This window comes from Pseudomonas gingeri (assembly GCF_013385635.1).
In the GTDB taxonomy this organism is placed as follows: Bacteria; Pseudomonadota; Gammaproteobacteria; order Pseudomonadales; family Pseudomonadaceae; genus Aquipseudomonas; species Aquipseudomonas gingeri_A.
In genome coordinates, this window is the sequence record NZ_JACAPR010000012.1 from 154,500 (window position 1) to 171,966 (window position 17,467).

The 17,467-nt window shown below is 62.7% G+C and carries 17 protein-coding genes and 1 pseudogene; 14 read left to right on the plus strand and 4 right to left on the minus strand.

Annotated features, from left to right (window positions below):
• The first annotated feature begins 39 nt into the window (after nt 1–39).
• From HX851_RS39455 to HX851_RS39480, 6 genes are all read left to right on the plus strand, one after another.
• Complete coding sequence (locus HX851_RS39455; protein WP_177065264.1) at nt 40–2,493, plus strand: penicillin acylase family protein; 2,454 nt, start codon at nt 40–42, stop codon at nt 2,491–2,493.
• 410 nt (nt 2,494–2,903) lie between these two features.
• Nucleotides 2,904–3,683: a transporter substrate-binding domain-containing protein gene (locus HX851_RS39460; RefSeq protein ID WP_177057744.1), complete on the plus strand. Its 780-nt coding sequence runs from the start codon at nt 2,904–2,906 to the stop codon at nt 3,681–3,683.
• A 56-nt stretch (nt 3,684–3,739) separates the two neighbouring features.
• Nucleotides 3,740–4,468, plus strand: a complete 729-nt coding sequence (locus HX851_RS39465) for an ABC transporter permease (RefSeq protein ID WP_177057745.1) — start codon at nt 3,740–3,742, stop codon at nt 4,466–4,468.
• Complete coding sequence (locus HX851_RS39470; protein ID WP_177057746.1) at nt 4,465–5,175, plus strand: ABC transporter permease; 711 nt, start codon at nt 4,465–4,467, stop codon at nt 5,173–5,175. The genes HX851_RS39465 and HX851_RS39470 overlap by 4 nt, the downstream gene beginning before the upstream one ends.
• 11 nt (nt 5,176–5,186) lie before the next feature.
• Nucleotides 5,187–6,305 (plus strand): succinylglutamate desuccinylase/aspartoacylase family protein, encoded by a 1,119-nt coding sequence (locus HX851_RS39475; RefSeq protein WP_177065262.1) that lies wholly within the window; start codon nt 5,187–5,189, stop codon nt 6,303–6,305.
• A gap of 7 nt (nt 6,306–6,312) precedes the next feature.
• Entirely contained in the window at nt 6,313–7,077 is a 765-nt protein-coding gene (locus tag HX851_RS39480) for an ABC transporter ATP-binding protein (RefSeq protein WP_177057748.1), read from the plus strand.
• Between the two features lie 3 nt (nt 7,078–7,080).
• Here the strand turns inward: HX851_RS39480 and HX851_RS39485 are convergent, their stop codons facing one another.
• The 3 genes from HX851_RS39485 to dcd all read right to left on the minus strand — a co-directional run bounded on the left by HX851_RS39485 (nt 7,081) and on the right by dcd (nt 8,991).
• The gene (locus tag HX851_RS39485; protein ID WP_177057749.1) at nt 7,081–7,926 is read right to left on the minus strand and encodes a transporter substrate-binding domain-containing protein; all 846 of its coding nucleotides are present in this window, start codon (nt 7,924–7,926) and stop codon (nt 7,081–7,083) included.
• A 184-nt stretch (nt 7,927–8,110) separates the two neighbouring features.
• Nucleotides 8,111–8,317 carry a hypothetical protein gene (locus tag HX851_RS39490; RefSeq protein ID WP_177057750.1) on the minus strand — a complete coding sequence of 69 codons (207 nt, stop codon included), beginning with the start codon at nt 8,315–8,317 and terminating at the stop codon, nt 8,111–8,113.
• A gap of 107 nt (nt 8,318–8,424) precedes the next feature.
• Nucleotides 8,425–8,991 carry a dCTP deaminase gene (gene dcd, locus HX851_RS39495; RefSeq protein ID WP_003184751.1) on the minus strand — a complete coding sequence of 189 codons (567 nt, stop codon included), beginning with the start codon at nt 8,989–8,991 and terminating at the stop codon, nt 8,425–8,427.
• A gap of 386 nt (nt 8,992–9,377) precedes the next feature.
• Between dcd and HX851_RS39500 the strand changes: the two genes are divergently transcribed.
• A complete protein-coding gene (locus HX851_RS39500; RefSeq protein ID WP_002554837.1) occupies nt 9,378–9,587 on the plus strand; it encodes a cold-shock protein in 210 nt (69 codons plus the stop codon).
• Nucleotides 9,588–9,777: 190 nt separating this feature from the next.
• Here HX851_RS39500 and apbC read toward each other — a convergent pair whose 3' ends face one another.
• Nucleotides 9,778–10,872: an iron-sulfur cluster carrier protein ApbC gene (gene apbC, locus HX851_RS39505; protein ID WP_177057751.1), complete on the minus strand. Its 1,095-nt coding sequence runs from the start codon at nt 10,870–10,872 to the stop codon at nt 9,778–9,780.
• 142 nt (nt 10,873–11,014) lie between these two features.
• On the opposite strand from apbC, the gene metG reads away from it, so the two are divergent.
• The 7 genes and pseudogenes from metG to nth all read left to right on the plus strand — a co-directional run bounded on the left by metG (nt 11,015) and on the right by nth (nt 17,429).
• Nucleotides 11,015–13,066 (plus strand): methionine--tRNA ligase, encoded by a 2,052-nt coding sequence (metG, locus tag HX851_RS39510; RefSeq protein WP_177057752.1) that lies wholly within the window; start codon nt 11,015–11,017, stop codon nt 13,064–13,066.
• Nucleotides 13,067–13,177: 111 nt separating this feature from the next.
• Nucleotides 13,178–13,765, plus strand: a complete 588-nt coding sequence (locus HX851_RS39515) for an Rnf-Nqr domain containing protein (protein ID WP_177065261.1) — start codon at nt 13,178–13,180, stop codon at nt 13,763–13,765.
• Nucleotides 13,762–14,598, plus strand: a pseudogene (gene rsxB, locus HX851_RS39520) (electron transport complex subunit RsxB); the annotation flags it as partial. The gene HX851_RS39515 and the pseudogene rsxB, both read left to right, overlap by 4 nt.
• Nucleotides 14,588–15,589, plus strand: coding sequence for an RnfABCDGE type electron transport complex subunit D (locus HX851_RS39525; protein ID WP_177057754.1), 1,002 nt, complete (start codon nt 14,588–14,590; stop codon nt 15,587–15,589). The pseudogene rsxB and the gene HX851_RS39525, both read left to right, overlap by 11 nt.
• Nucleotides 15,586–16,185, plus strand: a complete 600-nt coding sequence (locus HX851_RS39530) for an RnfABCDGE type electron transport complex subunit G (protein WP_177065260.1) — start codon at nt 15,586–15,588, stop codon at nt 16,183–16,185. The genes HX851_RS39525 and HX851_RS39530 overlap by 4 nt, the downstream gene beginning before the upstream one ends.
• Nucleotides 16,178–16,783, plus strand: a complete 606-nt coding sequence (locus HX851_RS39535; protein ID WP_177065259.1) for an Rnf-Nqr domain containing protein — start codon at nt 16,178–16,180, stop codon at nt 16,781–16,783. The genes HX851_RS39530 and HX851_RS39535 overlap by 8 nt, the downstream gene beginning before the upstream one ends.
• 7 nt (nt 16,784–16,790) lie before the next feature.
• A complete protein-coding gene (gene nth, locus HX851_RS39540; RefSeq protein WP_017126306.1) occupies nt 16,791–17,429 on the plus strand; it encodes an endonuclease III in 639 nt (212 codons plus the stop codon).
• Nucleotides 17,430–17,467 lie beyond the last annotated feature (38 nt).

A 17,467-nucleotide genomic window follows, 5' to 3' on the forward strand; every position in this document is an offset into this window, starting at 1 on the left:
TAGCGCCTTTACTGACGCTACCCCCGCAGGAGCCTTGCCATGGCCTCGCCAGCCTTTCCCCCTTTTCTTCACAAATGTGGCGTTGCCGCCGCCGTGGCAGGCCTGCTCGGCCTGGGCGGCTGCCAGGCCTGGAACACCCAGGACAGCCTGCCGCCGACTTCCGGCGTGCAACCGCTCAAGGGGCTGGCGCAGAACGTGTCGGTGCGCCGCAACGCCGTCGGCATACCGTTGATCGAAAGCAACACCTTCCATGACGCGTTATTCACCCTCGGCTACGTCCACGCCAGCGACCGCATCACCCAGATGGTCACCCTGCGCCTGCTGGCCCAGGGTCGCCTGGCGGAAATGAACGGTGCCGATGCCCTGGACACCGACCGGTTCATGCGCGCGGTCAACCTGAAGAAAAGCGCCGGAGAGCTGTACAACGCCGCGTCGCCACGCCTCAAGCGCTTCTTCGAAGTCTATGCCCGGGGCGTCAACGCCTACCTGTTCCGCTATCGCGACAAGCTACCGGCGGACCTGGCCCAGAGCGGCTATACGCCGGAATACTGGAAACCGGAAGATTCCGCGCTGATGTTCTGCCTGCTGAACTTCCAGCTGTCGGCCAACCTGCCGGAAGAGATTTCGTCGCTGGTGATCGCGCAGAAGGTCGGCATCGACAAACTCGCCTGGCTGACCCCGACCGCACCGGACGAACCGTTGCCCCAGGCTGACGCGGACAAGCTCAAGGGCGTGGCCCTGAGCCAGATTGCCGGGCTCGGCGCCGTCAACAAGGCGGCTACGCAAGTGGCGACCCTGAACGGCTTCGGCGCCGGCACCTCGACCAACTGGGCTATCGGCCCGCAACGCAGCCGCAGCGGCAAGAGCCTGCTGGCCGCCGACCTGCAACAACCGAGCAGCGCCCCCGCCGCCTGGAACTACGTGCAGATCCGCGCGCCGAAGTACCAGGCCGCCGGTGCCTCGATTGCCGGCCTGCCGGCGATCCTCTCCGGTTTCAACGGCAAGGTGGCCTGGAGCATGGCCTCGGTGCTCGGCGACAACCAGGACCTGTTCCTGGAAAAACTCAAGCGCCAGGGCAACGCGCTCTATTACGAAGCAGACGGCAAATGGCTGCCGGCCATCGCGCGCAACGAAACCTACTTTATCAAGGGCCAGCGACCGATCCGCGAGCTGGTCTTCGAAACCCGCCACGGGCCGTTGCTCAACAGCGCCCTGGGCGATACGCCACTGGCCAGCGGTTATGGCCTGGCGCTGCAGACCCCGTCGCTCAAGGACGACAAGAGCCTCGATGCGTTCTTCGACCTGTCCCGGGCCCAGAGCACCGAGAAGGCTTCGGACGCCAGCCGGGAAATCCGCGCCATCGCCCTGAACATGATCTTCGCCGACGCCAGCAATATCGGCTGGCAGGTCACCGGTCGCTACCCTAACCGTCGCGAAGGCGAAGGCCTGTTCCCGTCACCGGGCTGGGACAGCCGCTTCGACTGGGACGGTTACGCCGACGCGATGCTCCACCCCTACGACCAGGACCCGCAGCAGGGCTGGCTGGGCACCGCCAACCAGCGCACGGCGGCCAAGGGCTACGGTATGCAACTGTCCAACTCCTGGTATTACCCGGAGCGTGGCGAGCGCCTCGCGGAACTGGCCGGCTCCGGCAAGCAGGACACCCGCAGCGTGATCGCGATGCAGTACGACCAGAGCACCACCTTCGCCAACAAACTGAAGAAGATGTTCGAGGCCCCGGGCATGGCCCAGCCGCTCAAGCAGGCCATCGATGCCCTGCCCGAAACCGAGCGCAGCAAGGCACGGGAAGCCTTCAGCCGACTGATGGCGTTCGACGGCAAGCTCAGCCCGACCTCGGCCGATGCCGCGCTGTACGAACTGTTCCTGCAGGAAAGCATGAAGCAGATCTTCCTCGACAAGCTCGGTCCGGAAAACGGCGTGGTATGGCAGGCGTTTATCGCCGATGGCCGGTTGTCCTACTCGGCCCAGGCCGACCATCTGCTGGGACGCGAGGACAGCCCGTTCTGGGACGACAGCCGCACCCCGCAGAAAGAAGACAAGCCGGCCATCCTGGCCCGCAGCCTGGCGGCGACGATCACCGCCGGCGACAGTCAGTTGGGGGCCGACCACAAGGCCTGGCAATGGGGCAAGCTGCACCGTTACGAGTGGAAGAATGCCAGCGGCCAGGTGATCCGCGGTCCGATCCAGGCCGGCGGCGATCACACCACCCTGAACACTGCGGCCTACCTGTGGGGCGGGACGAATTTCGATATCACCCTGGCGCCGGCGCTGCGACTGATCGTCGACTTCGGCCAGATCGAACCGATGATGGGCCAGCAAAGCCCCGGCCAGTCCGGCAACCCGGCCAGCCCATACTACGCCAGCGGTATCGATGGCTGGTTGAAGGCGCAGTACGTCAGTTTCCCGATGCAGCCGCAGAACCTCGACAAGGCCTACGGCACGACGCGCCTGACGCTGACGCCGAGCAAGTAGTCCCGACAGTCACCAGAGCGGACGCGGAACGTCCAGAGAGGCGTTACCACGCAGAGCGTGGGAACGATCTTTCAAAGGTTACTGCTCCAAGTTGATCCTCCCCACGCTCCGCGTGGGTATGCAGCCCGTGACGCTCCGCGTCACAAGCGCGGACGCGGAGCGTTCGCAGAGGCACCACCACGCAGAGCGTAGGAACGATCTGCCATAAAGTTATTGCACCAATATGAAGCACTTGTTTTTTAGTGCACGATTTCGGGCATGATTGGATGGCTCGTAGCCATATTCCTGCCTTTTAAAACGCTCGTTCGGGACTCTGGTTCGGAAATTGCTACTTTTACCGAGTCATACGCGTTCCAGTAACAGTACTTAGTGCGCCACAAGCGCTCATCTTGGTTTTTAGGGATTGAATAATGAAAAAAGCATTGCTGACCCTTTCTGCACTGGCTCTCTGCATGGCCGCCGGCGTCGCCACGGCCAAGGAATACAAGGAACTGCGCTTTGGCGTGGACCCGTCCTACGCGCCTTTCGAATCCAAGGCCGCTGACGGCAGCCTGGTCGGCTTCGACATCGACCTGGGCAACGCCATCTGTGCCGAACTCAAGGTCAAGTGCAAATGGGTCGAAAGTGACTTCGACGGCATGATCCCCGGCCTCAACGCCAACAAATTCGACGGCGTTATCTCGTCGATGACCGTGACCGAAGCCCGCCAGAAGGCCATCGACTTCTCCAACGAACTGTTCTCCGGCCCAACCTCGCTGGTGTTCAAAAAGGGTGCAAACTACTCCACGCCTGAGTCCCTCAAGGGCAAGAGCGTAGGCTACGAGCAAGGCACCATTCAGGAAGCCTACGCCAAGGCCGTGCTGGACAAGGCCGGTGTGACCACCAAGGCCTATGCCAACCAGGACCAGGTCTATGCCGACCTGACCTCCGGTCGTCTCGACGCTTCGGTACAGGACATGCTCCAGGCTGAACTGGGCTTCCTGAAGTCGCCAGCCGGTGCCGGCTACGAAGTCAGCAAGGCGATCGACGATCCGCTGCTGCCAGCGAAAACCGCGGTCGGTATCAAAAAAGGTAACAAAGACCTCAAGGCATTGCTGGATAAAGGTATCGAAGCGTTACACAAGGACGGCAAGTACGCCGAAATCCAGAAGAAACACTTTGGCGACCTGAATCTGTATAGCGGGAAATAATCCCCTGGGCGCCCCCTCGCCAGGGGCGCTTTCCTGACAGCCAAAGGCACCCGTTCATGTTCGACAACCTCCTGCAAACCCTGGGGCTTTCAGCCTTCAGCTTGAGGGGCTTCGGCCCGATCCTGCTGGACGGCACCTGGATGACCATCAAATTATCGATACTGTCGCTGCTGGTGGCCGTCCTGCTCGGCCTGCTCGGCGCCAGTGCCAAACTCTCCAGCATCTCCCTGCTGCGGATCCCCGCCCAGCTCTACACCACGCTGATTCGTGGCGTACCCGACCTGGTGCTGATGCTGCTGATTTTCTACAGCCTGCAAACCTGGCTCTCCACCCTGACGGATGCCATGGACTGGGAATACATCGAAATCGACCCGTTCGCCGCCGGGGTCATCACCCTGGGCTTCATCTACGGGGCGTATTTCACCGAGACCTTTCGCGGCGCGATTCTCGCCGTACCGCGCGGGCAACTCGAAGCCGCCACCGCCTATGGCCTGACCCGCGCCCAGCGTTTCCGCTTCGTGACCTTCCCGCAGATGATGCGCTTCGCCCTGCCGGGGATCGGCAACAACTGGATGGTGATCCTCAAGGCTACCGCGCTGGTCTCGATCATCGGCCTCGCCGACCTGGTCAAGGCCGCCCAGGATGCCGGCAAGAGCACCTATCAACTGTTCTATTTCCTGGTACTCGCCGCCTTGATCTATCTGCTTATCACCAGTGCCTCGAACTATGTCCTGCGCTGGCTTGAACGGCGTTATGCCGCCGGTGCCCGGGAGGCCGTACGATGATCGAACTCCTCGAACAATACTGGCGCCCGTTCCTCTACAGCGACGGCCAGCACATCACCGGCCTGGCGATGACCCTGTGGCTGCTCAGCGCCTCGATCTTCTTCGGTTTCCTGGTGTCGATCCCGCTGTCCATCGCCCGCGTCTCGCCCAAGCGCCGCATCCGCTGGCCGGTGGAGTTCTACACCTACCTGTTCCGCGGCACGCCGCTGTATATCCAGTTGCTGATCTGCTACACCGGGATCTACAGCCTGGAAGCGGTGCGCAACCAGCCGCTGCTCAACTCGTTCTTTCGCGATGCGATGAACTGCACCATCCTCGCCTTCGCCCTGAACACCTGCGCCTACACCACGGAGATCTTCGCCGGAGCGATCCGCAGCATGAACCATGGTGAGGTCGAAGCGGCCAAGGCCTATGGCCTCAGCGGCTGGAAGCTCTACGCCTACGTGATCATGCCGTCGGCGCTGCGTCGCTCGCTGCCGTACTACAGCAACGAAGTGATCCTGATGCTGCACTCCACCACCGTGGCCTTTACCGCGACCATTCCGGATATCCTGAAGATTGCCCGGGACGCCAACTCGGCGACCTACATGACCTTCCAGTCGTTCGGCATCGCCGCGGTGATCTACCTGGCGATCACCTTCACCCTGGTCGGCCTGTTCCGGTTGGCCGAGCGCCGCTGGCTGGCCTTTCTCGGCCCGGCTCACTAGGACTTCCGCTCATGCGTCATGTCACTCACGATCTGCTGGCGCCCGTACCGGGCACCGCCCGCCAGATCCACAGCTTTCACTTCGGCCCGGAACAGGCCGGACGCAAGATCTATATCCAGTCGTCCCTGCATGCCGACGAACTGCCCGGCATGCTGGTCGCCTGGCACCTGAAGCAGCGCCTGGGCGAACTGGAACGCGACGGCCGCCTGCGCGGCGAGATCGTGCTGGTACCGGTGGCCAATCCGGTTGGCCTGGAACAGGTGCTGATGGACGTGCCCCTGGGGCGCTACGAGTTGGAAAGCGGGCAGAACTTCAACCGCTGGTTCATCGACCTCAGCGACGAGATCGGCAACCAGCTGGAAACCCTGCTCAACGATGACCCGCAGCACAACCTGTGGCTGATTCGCCGGCTGCTCAAGGCCGCCCTGGCGGCCGAAGTACCGGCCACCCAACTGCAATCGCAGCGCCTGGCCCTGCAACGCATCGCCTGCGATGCCGACATGGTGCTCGACCTGCATTGCGATTTCGAAGCCGTGGCCCACCTGTACACCACGCCCGAAGCCTGGCCACAGGTCGAGCCGCTGGCACGCTACATCGGTTCCGAGGCCAGCCTGCTGGCGACCGACTCGGGTGGCCAGTCGTTCGACGAATGTTTCACCCTGCTCTGGTGGGACTTGCAGCAACGCTTCGGCGAACGCTTCGCGATTCCCCAGGGCAGCTTCTCGGTGACCGTCGAGTTACGCGGCCAGGGCGATGTCAATCACCCGCTGGCGGGCCTCGACTGCCAGGCGATACTCGATTACCTGACGCACTTCGGCGTCATCGATGGCGACATTGCGCCCCTGCCGGAACTGCCGTATCCGGCCACCCCGCTGGCCGGCGTCGAGCCCGTCGCCACGCCGGTAGGCGGGCTGCTGGTATTCAGTGCCCTGCCGGGGCAATACCTGGAAGCCGGACAACTGATCGCCGAGGTCATCGACCCGATCACCGACCGCGTCACCCCCATTCATTGCAGCACCGCGGGCCTACTCTACGCCCGCTCGCTGCGCCGCATGGCGACCGCCGGCATGGTCGTCGCCCATGTTGCCGGCCGTGAGGCCTATCGCAGCGGCTATCTACTTTCTCCTTGAGGTGCCCATGTACAAACTGACCATTGAAGGCCTGCACAAGAGCTATGGCGAACACCAGGTGCTCAAGGGCGTCTCGCTGAAGGCCAAGACCGGTGACGTGATCAGCCTGATCGGCGCCAGCGGCTCGGGCAAGAGTACCTTCCTGCGCTGCATCAACTTCCTGGAAACGCCCAATGACGGCGCCATGAGCCTCGACGGCCAGGCGATCCGCATGGTCAACGACAAGCACGGCATGCGCGTGGCCGACGACGCCGAGTTGCAGCGCCTGCGCACCCGCCTGGCGATGGTGTTCCAGCACTTCAACCTGTGGAGCCACATGAGCGTGCTGGAAAACATCACCATGGCCCCGCGCCGGGTGCTGGGGGTCAGCAAGAAGGACGCCGAGGACCGCGCCCGTCGCTACCTGGACAAGGTCGGCCTGCCGGCCCGGGTTGCGGAACAGTACCCGGCGTTTCTCTCCGGCGGCCAGCAACAGCGCGTGGCAATTGCCCGGGCACTGGCGATGGAACCGGAAGTGATGCTGTTCGACGAACCGACCTCGGCCCTCGACCCGGAACTGGTGGGCGAAGTGCTGAAGGTGATCCAGGGCCTGGCCGAGGAAGGTCGGACCATGATCATGGTGACCCACGAAATGAGCTTTGCCCGCAAGGTCTCGAGCCAGGTGCTGTTCCTTCACCAGGGCCTGGTGGAGGAACAGGGCGCGCCGGACGATGTGCTGGGCAATCCGCAAAGCGAGCGGTTGCGCCAGTTCCTCAGCGGTAACCTCAAGTAAGCGTCAGTTGTGGGCGGCCTGCCAAGGGTAGGCCAGCCACTTCTGCAGGCGCTTGGCAAAGCGCCCGCTTTCCAGATCCTGATGCAGCCACTGGTCGACGTACTGCTTGAGCACGATGTCCCGGGGCAGCAGCATGGCCTTCTCGGAAAAGTCGAACGGCTGGTCCGGATGCACCGCACACAACTGCGGATGCAGTTTCTGTTGCACCAGCGTCTCCACGGCATCGGTCATCATCAAGTCGGCCTTGCCGTCGACGATCTGCTGGAAGATGGTGACATTGTCCCCGTGCATCACGATCTGCGCCTGCTTGAGGTTCGCCCGGGCGAACTTTTCATTGGTCCCACCGGGGTTGACGATGGCCCGTACCTCGGGCTGATCGATCTGTTCCAGGGTCTGGAAGTCCTGCTGCCGTGAACACAGGGTGATCGGCGTCTTGCCGTCACGCTGGTAAGGCTGCGAGAAGAACGCCTGCTTCTGGCGCTCCATATTCACCGAGATGCCACTGATGCCCAGGTCGAAGCGGTCGGCCTGCAAATCGCTCATCAGCGTCGGCCAGGTGGTCGGCACCAGTTCCAGCTTGACGCCCAGGGAACTCGCCAGGCCTTCGGCCAGTTCGATATCCAGGCCGATAAAGCGCTCGCCGGCCTTGTAGCTGAAGGGTTTGTAGTCGCCCGTGGTACCGACTCGCAGCACGCCCTGCTGGAGAATCCGGTCGAGGCGGCTGATGGCGGTTTCCTGCTGGAGGGGAGCGCTACCGTCCGGCGGCGCGGGCGCGGCAACGGCACTACCGGCCAGTAACAGCCCGACGAACAGGGCACGGGAAAAACAAGTGGGAATGGCAAACGTCATGAGTGGCCTTTTTTCTTGGTCTTGGCCATTGGGTTTGTAGCGTAAACACGACCCAGCGTCGACCAGCTCTTGTGATCTAGACGCCGGCTTGATCATGCGGTGTCCATACCGACCTCATCGCCGGCAAGCCGGGCTCCTACGGGGCAGGTGTTCGGCAACGATTCATCGACACGCCCCAACGGGCTCAGGCGACCGGAACGGGCGGTGGCTCGTCGGGCAGCACAGGCTCACCGGGCTCGGTGGGTTGCTCGTTGGGGGTATCGGGATCGGGCTGGCCCGGAATGCCGCCGGCCAGGCTATGGGGATGAGCCAGCAACGACCAGGCCAGCAGGCCCACTTGATTGGGTTCCAGTTTCGCCAGTTGGGCGCTGATACTTGGATCGATCTTCATGGGCGACTCCTGAACGTTGTGGCCCGGCTGGCCTTGCGCCAACCGAGGCGGTACACCCAATAGAGTGTGCCACCGTCCAGGAATTCCCTCGGGCGAAGCGCCCTTCGTCAGGTGCGCGGCAGGGTCACGCCACGCTGGCCCTGATACTTGCCGCCGCGGTCCTTATAGGAGACTTCACACTCTTCGTCGGACTCCAGGAACAACATCTGCGCCACGCCTTCGTTGGCATAGATCTTCGCCGGCAGGGTGGTGGTGTTGGAGAATTCGAGGGTCACGTGACCTTCCCATTCCGGCTCCAGCGGAGTGACGTTGACGATGATGCCGCAACGGGCGTAGGTGCTCTTGCCCAGGCAGATGGTCAGTACATTGCGCGGGATGCGGAAGTATTCGACGGTACGGGCCAGGGCGAAGGAGTTCGGCGGGATGATGCAGACGTCGCTCTTGACGTCGACGAAGCTCTTCTCATCGAAGTTTTTCGGATCGACGGTCGCCGAGTTGATATTGGTGAACACCTTGAATTCATCGGCGCAACGCACGTCGTAGCCATAGCTCGACACACCGAAGGAAATCAGTCGGTCAGCGCCTTCGCCACGCATCTGGCGCTCGACGAAGGGTTCGATCATGCCGTGCTCTTGCGCCATGCGGCGAATCCACTTGTCCGATTTGATGCTCATGGCGGGTGTCCTGAATAGCGAGGTGGAAAAATTCTGTCCGGCATCTTACCGGGGCGCGTCGCCGGGTTCAAAGTCCGCCGCCGATTTGCGCCAAAATAGCCTTGCCGGACACGTCCGCCGAGCCGCGCAAAGCACCGCGACGGGGGCGCTTGCGGGCCCTGCGGGCCGCCGTCAGTCATGAAATAGGCGAAACCTTGGCAAAGACCATTGGCACGTTCCGGAAAAAGGGTTAAGGTGGCGCCACTGTGCTGCTTGTGTCACTGAGAATCTCTACACGATGTTGAATTTCGATCCAACCATCTCCAAGAATTTTTCCTGCTCTTTGCACTCAGTCTCGGCCAGGGCTTTTCCTGAGTCGCAGTTAACTTTGTCCAAGGAGACATCAAATGTCTAATCGCCAAACCGGTACCGTCAAGTGGTTCAACGATGAAAAAGGCTTCGGCTTCATCACTCCACAATCCGGTGACGACCTGTTCGTACACTTCAAAGCAATCCAATCCGACGGCTTCAAAAGCCTGAAAGAAGGCCAACAGGTCTCTTTCATCGCTACCCGCGGTCAGAAAGGCATGCAAGCTGAAGAAGTTCAAGTTATCTAACTTGTACTGATCCAGTAAAAAGCCCCGCTCTCTCACGAGATGCGGGGCTTTTTTGTGGGCGATTGTTTTGTACGGCACCAAACCTGTAGGAGCCGACTTGCAGGCGATGGCGGCTTATCAGACGACAATGATGTCGACTGTCAGATTGCAATCGCCAGCAAGCCGGCTCCTACAGGTACAGCGTTACACCTCAATCGTCGCTGATGGTGATATTCGGCATCGCCTGGCTGGCCGCTTCCTGCAACACGATCCGCGCGCCCACGTGCCGTGCCAGTTCCTGGTAGACCATGGCGATCTGACCCTCGGGATCAGCGGCCACGGTCGGCTTGCCACCATCGGCCTGTTCACGGATGACCATCGACAGCGGCAGCGACGCCAGCAGTTCGACGCCATACTGCGAGGCCAGCTTCTCGCCGCCGCCCTCGCCGAACAGATGCTCGGCATGGCCGCAGTTGGAGCAGATATGCACCGCCATGTTTTCCACCACGCCCAGCACCGGGATATTCACCTTGCGGAACATCTCCACGCCCTTGCGCGCATCGAGCAGGGCCAGGTCCTGCGGGGTGGTGACGATCACCGAGCCGGCCACCGGGACTTTCTGCGCCAGGGTCAGCTGGATATCGCCGGTACCTGGCGGCATGTCGATCACCAGGTAATCCAGGTTGCCCCAGTCGGTCTGGGTCACCAGTTGCAGCAGCGCGCCGGAAACCATCGGCCCGCGCCAGACCATCGGTGTGTTGTCGTCGGTCAGGAAGGCCATGGACATCACCTCGACACCGTGGGACTCGATGGGCACGAACCACTTCTGGTCCTTGATCTTCGGCCGGGTTCCTTCGGCGATGCCGAACATCACGCCCTGGCTCGGGCCATAGATATCCGCATCGAGAATCCCCACCCGCGCTCCTTCACGGGCCAGCGCCAGCGCCAGGTTGGCCGCCGTGGTGGATTTGCCCACCCCGCCCTTGCCCGACGCCACCGCCACCACGTTCTTCACGTTGGCGAGGCCGGGAATCTGCGCCTGCGCCTTGTGCGCGGCGATCACGCACTCGATCTCGACCTTGGCCGAGGCCACGCCATCGAGGCCTTCGATCGCCATTTGCAGCATCTGCGCCCAACCGCTCTTGAACAGACCGGCGGCATAGCCCAGCTCAAGCCGGACGCTGACACGGTCAGCCTGGATATCGATGGCCTTCACGCACCCGGCACTGAGGGGATCCTGGTTCAGATAAGGGTCGGTGTACTGGCGAAGGACGGCCTCCACCGCTGCGCGATTGACTGCGCTCATGGGCAACTCCCGAAAAAGACTGAGTAAAACAGGCAGCTATCCTACCCGTTCTGAGAAGCAGAGACATGCCACAAGGGGTGAATTATGCGCGCCGGCGCTTTATAGTGTTCGGTCTCCGTTTCACTTCAAGTAGCCGAGCCCCATGTCCGAGCCACGCCAGATCCTCGTCACCAGCGCCCTGCCCTATGCCAATGGTTCCATCCACCTTGGCCACATGGTCGAGTATGTCCAGACGGACATGTGGGTGCGCTTCCAGAAGCACCGCGGCAACCAATGCATCTATGTCTGCGCTGACGACGCCCACGGCTCGGCCATCATGTTGCGCGCGGAAAAGGAAGGCATCACCCCGGAACAGCTGATCGCCAATGTCCAGGTCGAGCACAGCACCGACTTCGCCGACTTCCTGGTGGAGTTCGACAACTTCCATTCGACCCACGCCGAAGAAAACCGCGAGCTGTCGAACCAGATCTACCTGCGCCTGCGCGACGCCGGGCATATCGCCACGCGCTCGATCACCCAGTATTTCGACCCGGAAAAGCAGATGTTCCTGGCCGACCGCTTCATCAAGGGCACCTGCCCGAAATGCGGCACCGAAGACCAATACGGCGACAACTGCGAAAAATGCGGCGCCACCTACGCCCCCACCGACCTGAAAGACCCGAAGTCGGCGATTTCCGGGGCGACCCCGGTGCTGAAGGATTCCCAGCACTTCTTCTTCAAGCTGCCGGACTTCCAGGCCATGCTGCAAACCTGGACCCGCAGCGGTTCCCTGCAGGATGCCGTGGCGAACAAGATCGCCGAGTGGCTGGATGCCGGCCTGCAGCAGTGGGACATCTCCCGCGATGCGCCATACTTCGGCTTCGAGATCCCGGATGAGCCGGGCAAGTACTTCTATGTCTGGCTGGATGCGCCGATCGGCTACATGGCCAGCTTCAAGAACCTCTGCGCACGTCGTCCGGAACTGGACTTCGACGCGTTCTGGGGCAAGGACTCCACCGCCGAGTTGTACCACTTCATCGGCAAGGACATCGTCAACTTCCACGCCCTGTTCTGGCCGGCGATGCTCGAAGGCGCGGGCTACCGCAAGCCGACCGGGATCAACGTGCATGGCTACCTGACCGTCAACGGCCAGAAAATGTCCAAGTCCCGTGGCACCTTTATCAAGGCCCGCACCTACCTCGACCACCTCTCGCCGGAATACCTGCGCTACTACTACGCGGCCAAGCTGAGCAAGGGTGTCGACGACCTCGACCTGAACCTGGACGACTTCGTGCAGAAGGTCAACTCGGACCTGGTCGGCAAGGTGGTGAACATCGCCAGCCGTTGCGCCGGCTTTATCCACAAGGGCAACGCCGGGGTGCTGGTGGCGGGCAACGCCGCGCCGGAACTGACCGACGCGTTCCTCGCCGCCACACCGAGCATCGCCGAAGCCTACGAGGCCCGTGACTTCGCTCGCGCCATGCGCGAAATCATGGCCCTGGCCGACCGCGCCAACGCCTGGATCGCCGACAAGGCCCCGTGGTCCCTGGCCAAGCAGGAAGGCAAGCAGGATGAAGTCCAGGCCGTCTGCGCCGTGGGCATCAACCTGTTCCGCCAGTTGATCATCTTCCTCAAGCCGGTGCTGCCGCTGCTGGCCGCCGATGCCGAGGCGTTCCTCAATGTCGCGCCGCTGACCTGGAACGATCACGCCACCTTGCTTGGCAATCATCAGTTGAACGAGTTCAAGCCACTGATGACCCGTATCGACCCGGTAAAAGTGCAGGCCATGACCGATGCCTCGAAAGAAGACCTCGTCGCCAGCCAGACCGATACCGGCAGCGCCGCCCCGCAAGGCAACGGCGAACTGGCCAAGGATCCGCTGTCGGCGGAAATCGACTTCGATGCCTTCGCCGCCGTCGACCTGCGCGTCGCGCTGATCGTCAAGGCCGAAGCGGTAGAGGGCGCGGACAAGCTGCTGCGCCTGACCCTGGATATCGGTGACGAGCAACGCAACGTGTTTTCCGGTATCAAGAGCGCCTACCCGAACCCGGCCGAGCTGGAAGGCCGCCTGACCATGATGATCGCCAACCTCAAACCACGGAAAATGCGTTTCGGCATCTCCGAAGGCATGGTGATGGCGGCGGGCCCCGGCGGTGAGGAAATCTACCTGCTGAGCCCGGATAGCGGCGCCAGGCCGGGCCAGCGGATCAAGTAATCCCGCCCGACCCTCGCGGGCCACGAACAATCGTGGCCCGCGACGCTTCATAACTAGTGCAGCTCCCCTCCTTGCCGGATAATCACTGCTATCCGTTCACCCGGCACGATCATGACCGACCTTTTTCTCACCCTTGTCAGCGCCGCCCTGATCAACAACCTTGTGTTGCAATGGCCGCTGGGCGTCGATCCGCTGTTACAGGCGACACGCACGCCAGAGGTCGAACGGCGCAAGCTGCACGCACTGGGTATCGCCACCACCTGGCTGATGCTGGTCGCCACCCTCTTGAACTACAGCCTCTATCACCTGCTGCTGTTGCCGCTCGACCTGGGTGTACTGCAACTGTTCATTTTCCTGCCGCTCAGCGTCGCGCTGATCAGCCCGAGCCTCAAGCTGCTCGCGCGCGGGCTGCCGAGCCTGCCTTTCGCAGCGCTCTGGCCCCTGCTGCTGGTCAACGCCGGCATTCTCGGCCTGGCCCTGACCAGCACGCAGAACGACCACGGACCCGGCCACGCGGCCATGCTGAGCCTGGGCACGGGATTGGGGTTCTGGCTCGTCCTGGGACTGTTCAACGACCTGCGCCAGCGCACCTATCATGAAGAAGTGCCCCTGCCATTTCGCGGGCTGCCGATCGAACTGATCAGCGCCGGCCTCATCGCATTGGCCTTTCTCGGCTTCAACGGACTGCTCAAACCATGAGTCTGATTCAACGTATCGATGCGCTGCTGCCGCAGACCCAATGCGGCAAATGCGGTCATCCGGGCTGCAAACCCTACGCCGAAGGCATCGCCCGGGGCGAGCCCATCAACAAGTGCCCGCCGGGCGGCAGTGAAACCATTGCCGCCCTCGCCGGCCTGCTGCGGGTGCCAGTGCTGGAGCTGGACCCGGAGCGCGGCACGGCGCCGGCCCAGGTCGCCTTTATCCGCGAAGCCGAGTGCATCGGTTGCACCAAGTGCATCCAGGCATGTCCGGTGGACGCCATCGTCGGCGCGGCCAAGTTGATGCATACGGTGATCGTCGATGAGTGCACCGGTTGCGACCTGTGTGTCGCGCCGTGCCCGGTGGATTGCATTGACATGCACCCACTGCCCCTTGCCGAGGTCGTGCCGATTGTCGGCGGACTGGCCTTCGATATCGAGCAGCAACTGGCGCGCGGCGAAAAGCGCAAACGTGCCCGCCGTCGCTTCGACCAGCGCAATACCCGGCTGCACGCCGAAGAGGAACGCCGCCACGCCGAACGCCAGGCCCGCGCGCCCCGCCCGGCGCAAGCGGACAGCGCGACGCACGATCCGGTCATGGCCGCCCTGGAGCGCGTCAAGGCACAAAAGGCGCCCGATTCCGATGCCGCGTTGAAAAAGGCCAAGATCGACCTGGCCATGAGCCGAGCGCAACTGAACAAGTCATTGAAGGCTTTCGGTCATCCACCGATTGCCGAACAGGCCGCCCAACTGGCAATCCTCCAGCAGCAGTTCGAGGCCGCGGAACAGGCACTCGACGACGCACAGCGCCAGGTCGACGCCCATGCCACGCCGTGAAACCGGCGTGCAGCCGGATGAGCGCCTGCAGCAAGCCATGCAATGGGTGCTGCTCGCCACACTGCCCGCGGCCCTGACCCTGCTCCTGTGGTACGGCTGGGGCGTGCTGATCAACCTGCTGTTTTGCGCGTTCACCGCACTGCTGGTGGAAGCCGCTGTGCTGCGCCTGCGCGTCCGACCAGTCCGCCCCGCGCTGATGGATGGCAGCGCCCTGGTCAGCGCCACGCTGCTGGCCTTGGCGCTGCCGCCCTACAGTCCCTGGTGGCTGCCGGTGTTTGCCAGCGCCGGCGCCCTGCTGGCGGGCAAACACCTGTATGGCGGAGTCGGCAGGAACCCTTTCAATCCGGCGATGCTGGGCTATGCCCTGGCGCTCGTGACCTTTCCCCAAGCCATGACCCACTGGCCCGTCTCCCATGGGATGGACCTGCTGGGTGGCTTGCAGCAGGTGCTGGGCCTCCATCTCGCCGGGCAACCGGACGCCTGGGCCCAGGCGACTGCCCTGGATACGCTGCGGATCAATAAAAGCCTGACGATGGAGGAGTTGTTCGCCGCCAAGGGCGCCTTCGGGCACTGGGGCGGCAAAGGTGCCGAATGGGTCAACCTGGCCTTTCTGGCTGGCGGCCTATTCCTGCTGAAACAACGGGTGTTCAGCTGGCATGCCCCGGTCGGTATGCTCGGCAGCCTGTTCCTGATCAGCCTGGTCTGCTGGAACGGCTCCGGCTCGGACTCCAACGGCTCCCCGCTGTTTCACCTGCTGACGGGTGCCACCATGATCGGCGCGTTCTTTATCATCACCGAACCGGTTTCAGGCCCTCGGAGTGCAAGGGCCCGCCTGCTGTTCGGCGCCGGCGTCGGGCTGCTTACCTACATCATCCGCACCTGGGGCGGCTACCCCGATGGCGTGGCCTTCGCGGTACTGCTGATGAACCTGATGGTACCGGCGCTGGAACGCTGGTCCGTGCCACGCTCGGTACAGGTGGCGCCATGAGCAAAGCGGGCTCGCTGCTTGTCCTGGCCGCACTGACGGCGCTCATCGCCGGCCTGACCTGGGCGCTGCAGCAGCAGGCGGCACCACGCATCCAGGCACAGCAGCAGGCGATCCAGACCCGGGCCCTCGCGCAGGTGCTGCCGGCTGGCGAGTACGAGCAGACGCCGCTGGCATTGAGCGCCGAGCCACTGTCCCATAGCAGCCTGATACACGGCTATCGGATGCTGCAGCAAGGGCAACCGGTGGCGGTGATCCTCCAGAGCAGAACCCAGGGCTATGGCGGTCCCATCGAACTGCTGATCGGCATCGGCGCGAACGGCAAGCTGCTGGGTGTGAAAACCCTGTCCCATACGGAAACACCGGGCCTGGGTGGCAAGATCGCCGAAGAAGGCAGTGCCTGGCTGAGGGGATTTCTTGGAACATCCCGGAACGAGCCCCCGGATACGGCGTGGGAGCTGAAAAAGGACGGCGGACAATTCGACCAGATGGCCGGGGCAACGATTACCTCCCGGGCAGCGATCAACACGATTCATGATGCCCTGCGTTACTTTGACGAACACCGGGATCAATTGCTGGGAGGCGGCGCCCATGAATAGCACCCGATGGTTGCCAGGCTCACTGATGTTGCCATTCCTGCTCGGCGCCAGCGACTTGCTGGTCAAGGCCATCTCGTTATGGCTGGCGAGCGTGGTGGTGGTGCTGATCTACGCTGTCGCGGGCCGTGCGCTGAAGCCCTGGATCAGCACGGAACTGAGGTGGCCGGCACATATCCTGCTGGCGGCCGGTAGCGCCAGCCTGGCTTCCCTGGGACTGCAAGCCTGGTCCTGGGAGCTCTACCAGGCCCTGGGCATCTACCTGGCGCTGCTCAGCGTGCAGTGCCTGGCGCTTGAGTACCTGGGATTTTTCCAACCGGGCAGGCTGAACGACAATATTCGTCTGTTCGCTGGCTTCGGCGCCCTGATGCTCAGCCTCGGCCTGCTGCGCGAGCTACTGGCAAACGGCACGCTATTGGATCATCTGCAATGGTGGACCGGAGTCGCCAGCCACCGGGCCATCAGCCTGTTCGCCGCGGAGAACGGCCTGCATCTGGCCGCACGGGTCCCGGGGGCCTTTCTCCTGCTGGGCTTGCTGCTGGCCGGGAAGAAAGCCTGGACCCTGCGCTCAACCTCAAACCCAGTGCTTCAAAGGAAATGACTGCCCCATGAATGCCGCCAAACGCCTGGAGATTTTCCGTCGGCTCCACGAGGACAACCCGGAGCCCAAGACCGAACTGGCCTACTCGTCACCGTTCGAGCTGCTGATCGCCGTGATTCTCTCCGCCCAGGCCACCGACGTCGGCGTGAACAAGGCCACTGCCCGGCTGTACCCGGTGGCCAATACCCCCGAAGCGATCCATGCGCTGGGAGTGGAAGGCCTGTCCGAGTACATCAAGACCATCGGTCTCTACAACAGCAAGGCGAAAAACGTCATCGAGACCTGCCGCCTGCTGATCGAACGCCATGGCAGCCAGGTCCCGCAGACCCGGGAAGAGCTGGAAGCCCTGCCGGGAGTTGGTCGCAAGACCGCCAACGTGGTCCTCAACACGGCCTTTCGACAACTGACCATGGCCGTCGATACGCATATTTTCCGAGTCAGCAACCGGACGGGACTGGCCCCGGGGAAAAATGTGGTGGAGGTGGAAAAACAGTTGATGAAATTCGTGCCAAAACAATACCTGCTTGACTCCCATCACTGGCTGATCCTGCTTGGACGCTACGTCTGCCAGGCCCGCAAGCCGCGCTGTGGCAGTTGCCGGATCGAAGACCTGTGCGAATACAAGCACAAGACATCCGACGATTGAGGCGTTATTGCTTTTATTGATAAGTCGATTGAAAAAAT

Coding starts and splice junctions, on each gene's coding strand:
- HX851_RS39455 (WP_177065264.1), top strand. CDS start 40: ATGGCCTCGCCAGCCTTTCCCCCTTTTCTTCACAAATGTGGCGTTGCC.
- HX851_RS39460 (WP_177057744.1), top strand. CDS start 2,904: ATGAAAAAAGCATTGCTGACCCTTTCTGCACTGGCTCTCTGCATGGCC.
- HX851_RS39465 (WP_177057745.1), top strand. CDS start 3,740: ATGTTCGACAACCTCCTGCAAACCCTGGGGCTTTCAGCCTTCAGCTTG.
- HX851_RS39470 (WP_177057746.1), top strand. CDS start 4,465: ATGATCGAACTCCTCGAACAATACTGGCGCCCGTTCCTCTACAGCGAC.
- HX851_RS39475 (WP_177065262.1), top strand. CDS start 5,187: ATGCGTCATGTCACTCACGATCTGCTGGCGCCCGTACCGGGCACCGCC.
- HX851_RS39480 (WP_177057748.1), top strand. CDS start 6,313: ATGTACAAACTGACCATTGAAGGCCTGCACAAGAGCTATGGCGAACAC.
- HX851_RS39485 (WP_177057749.1), bottom strand. CDS start 7,926: ATGACGTTTGCCATTCCCACTTGTTTTTCCCGTGCCCTGTTCGTCGGG.
- HX851_RS39490 (WP_177057750.1), bottom strand. CDS start 8,317: ATGAAGATCGATCCAAGTATCAGCGCCCAACTGGCGAAACTGGAACCC.
- dcd (WP_003184751.1), bottom strand. CDS start 8,991: ATGAGCATCAAATCGGACAAGTGGATTCGCCGCATGGCGCAAGAGCAC.
- HX851_RS39500 (WP_002554837.1), top strand. CDS start 9,378: ATGTCTAATCGCCAAACCGGTACCGTCAAGTGGTTCAACGATGAAAAA.
- apbC (WP_177057751.1), bottom strand. CDS start 10,872: ATGAGCGCAGTCAATCGCGCAGCGGTGGAGGCCGTCCTTCGCCAGTAC.
- metG (WP_177057752.1), top strand. CDS start 11,015: ATGTCCGAGCCACGCCAGATCCTCGTCACCAGCGCCCTGCCCTATGCC.
- HX851_RS39515 (WP_177065261.1), top strand. CDS start 13,178: ATGACCGACCTTTTTCTCACCCTTGTCAGCGCCGCCCTGATCAACAAC.
- HX851_RS39525 (WP_177057754.1), top strand. CDS start 14,588: ATGCCACGCCGTGAAACCGGCGTGCAGCCGGATGAGCGCCTGCAGCAA.
- HX851_RS39530 (WP_177065260.1), top strand. CDS start 15,586: ATGAGCAAAGCGGGCTCGCTGCTTGTCCTGGCCGCACTGACGGCGCTC.
- HX851_RS39535 (WP_177065259.1), top strand. CDS start 16,178: ATGAATAGCACCCGATGGTTGCCAGGCTCACTGATGTTGCCATTCCTG.
- nth (WP_017126306.1), top strand. CDS start 16,791: ATGAATGCCGCCAAACGCCTGGAGATTTTCCGTCGGCTCCACGAGGAC.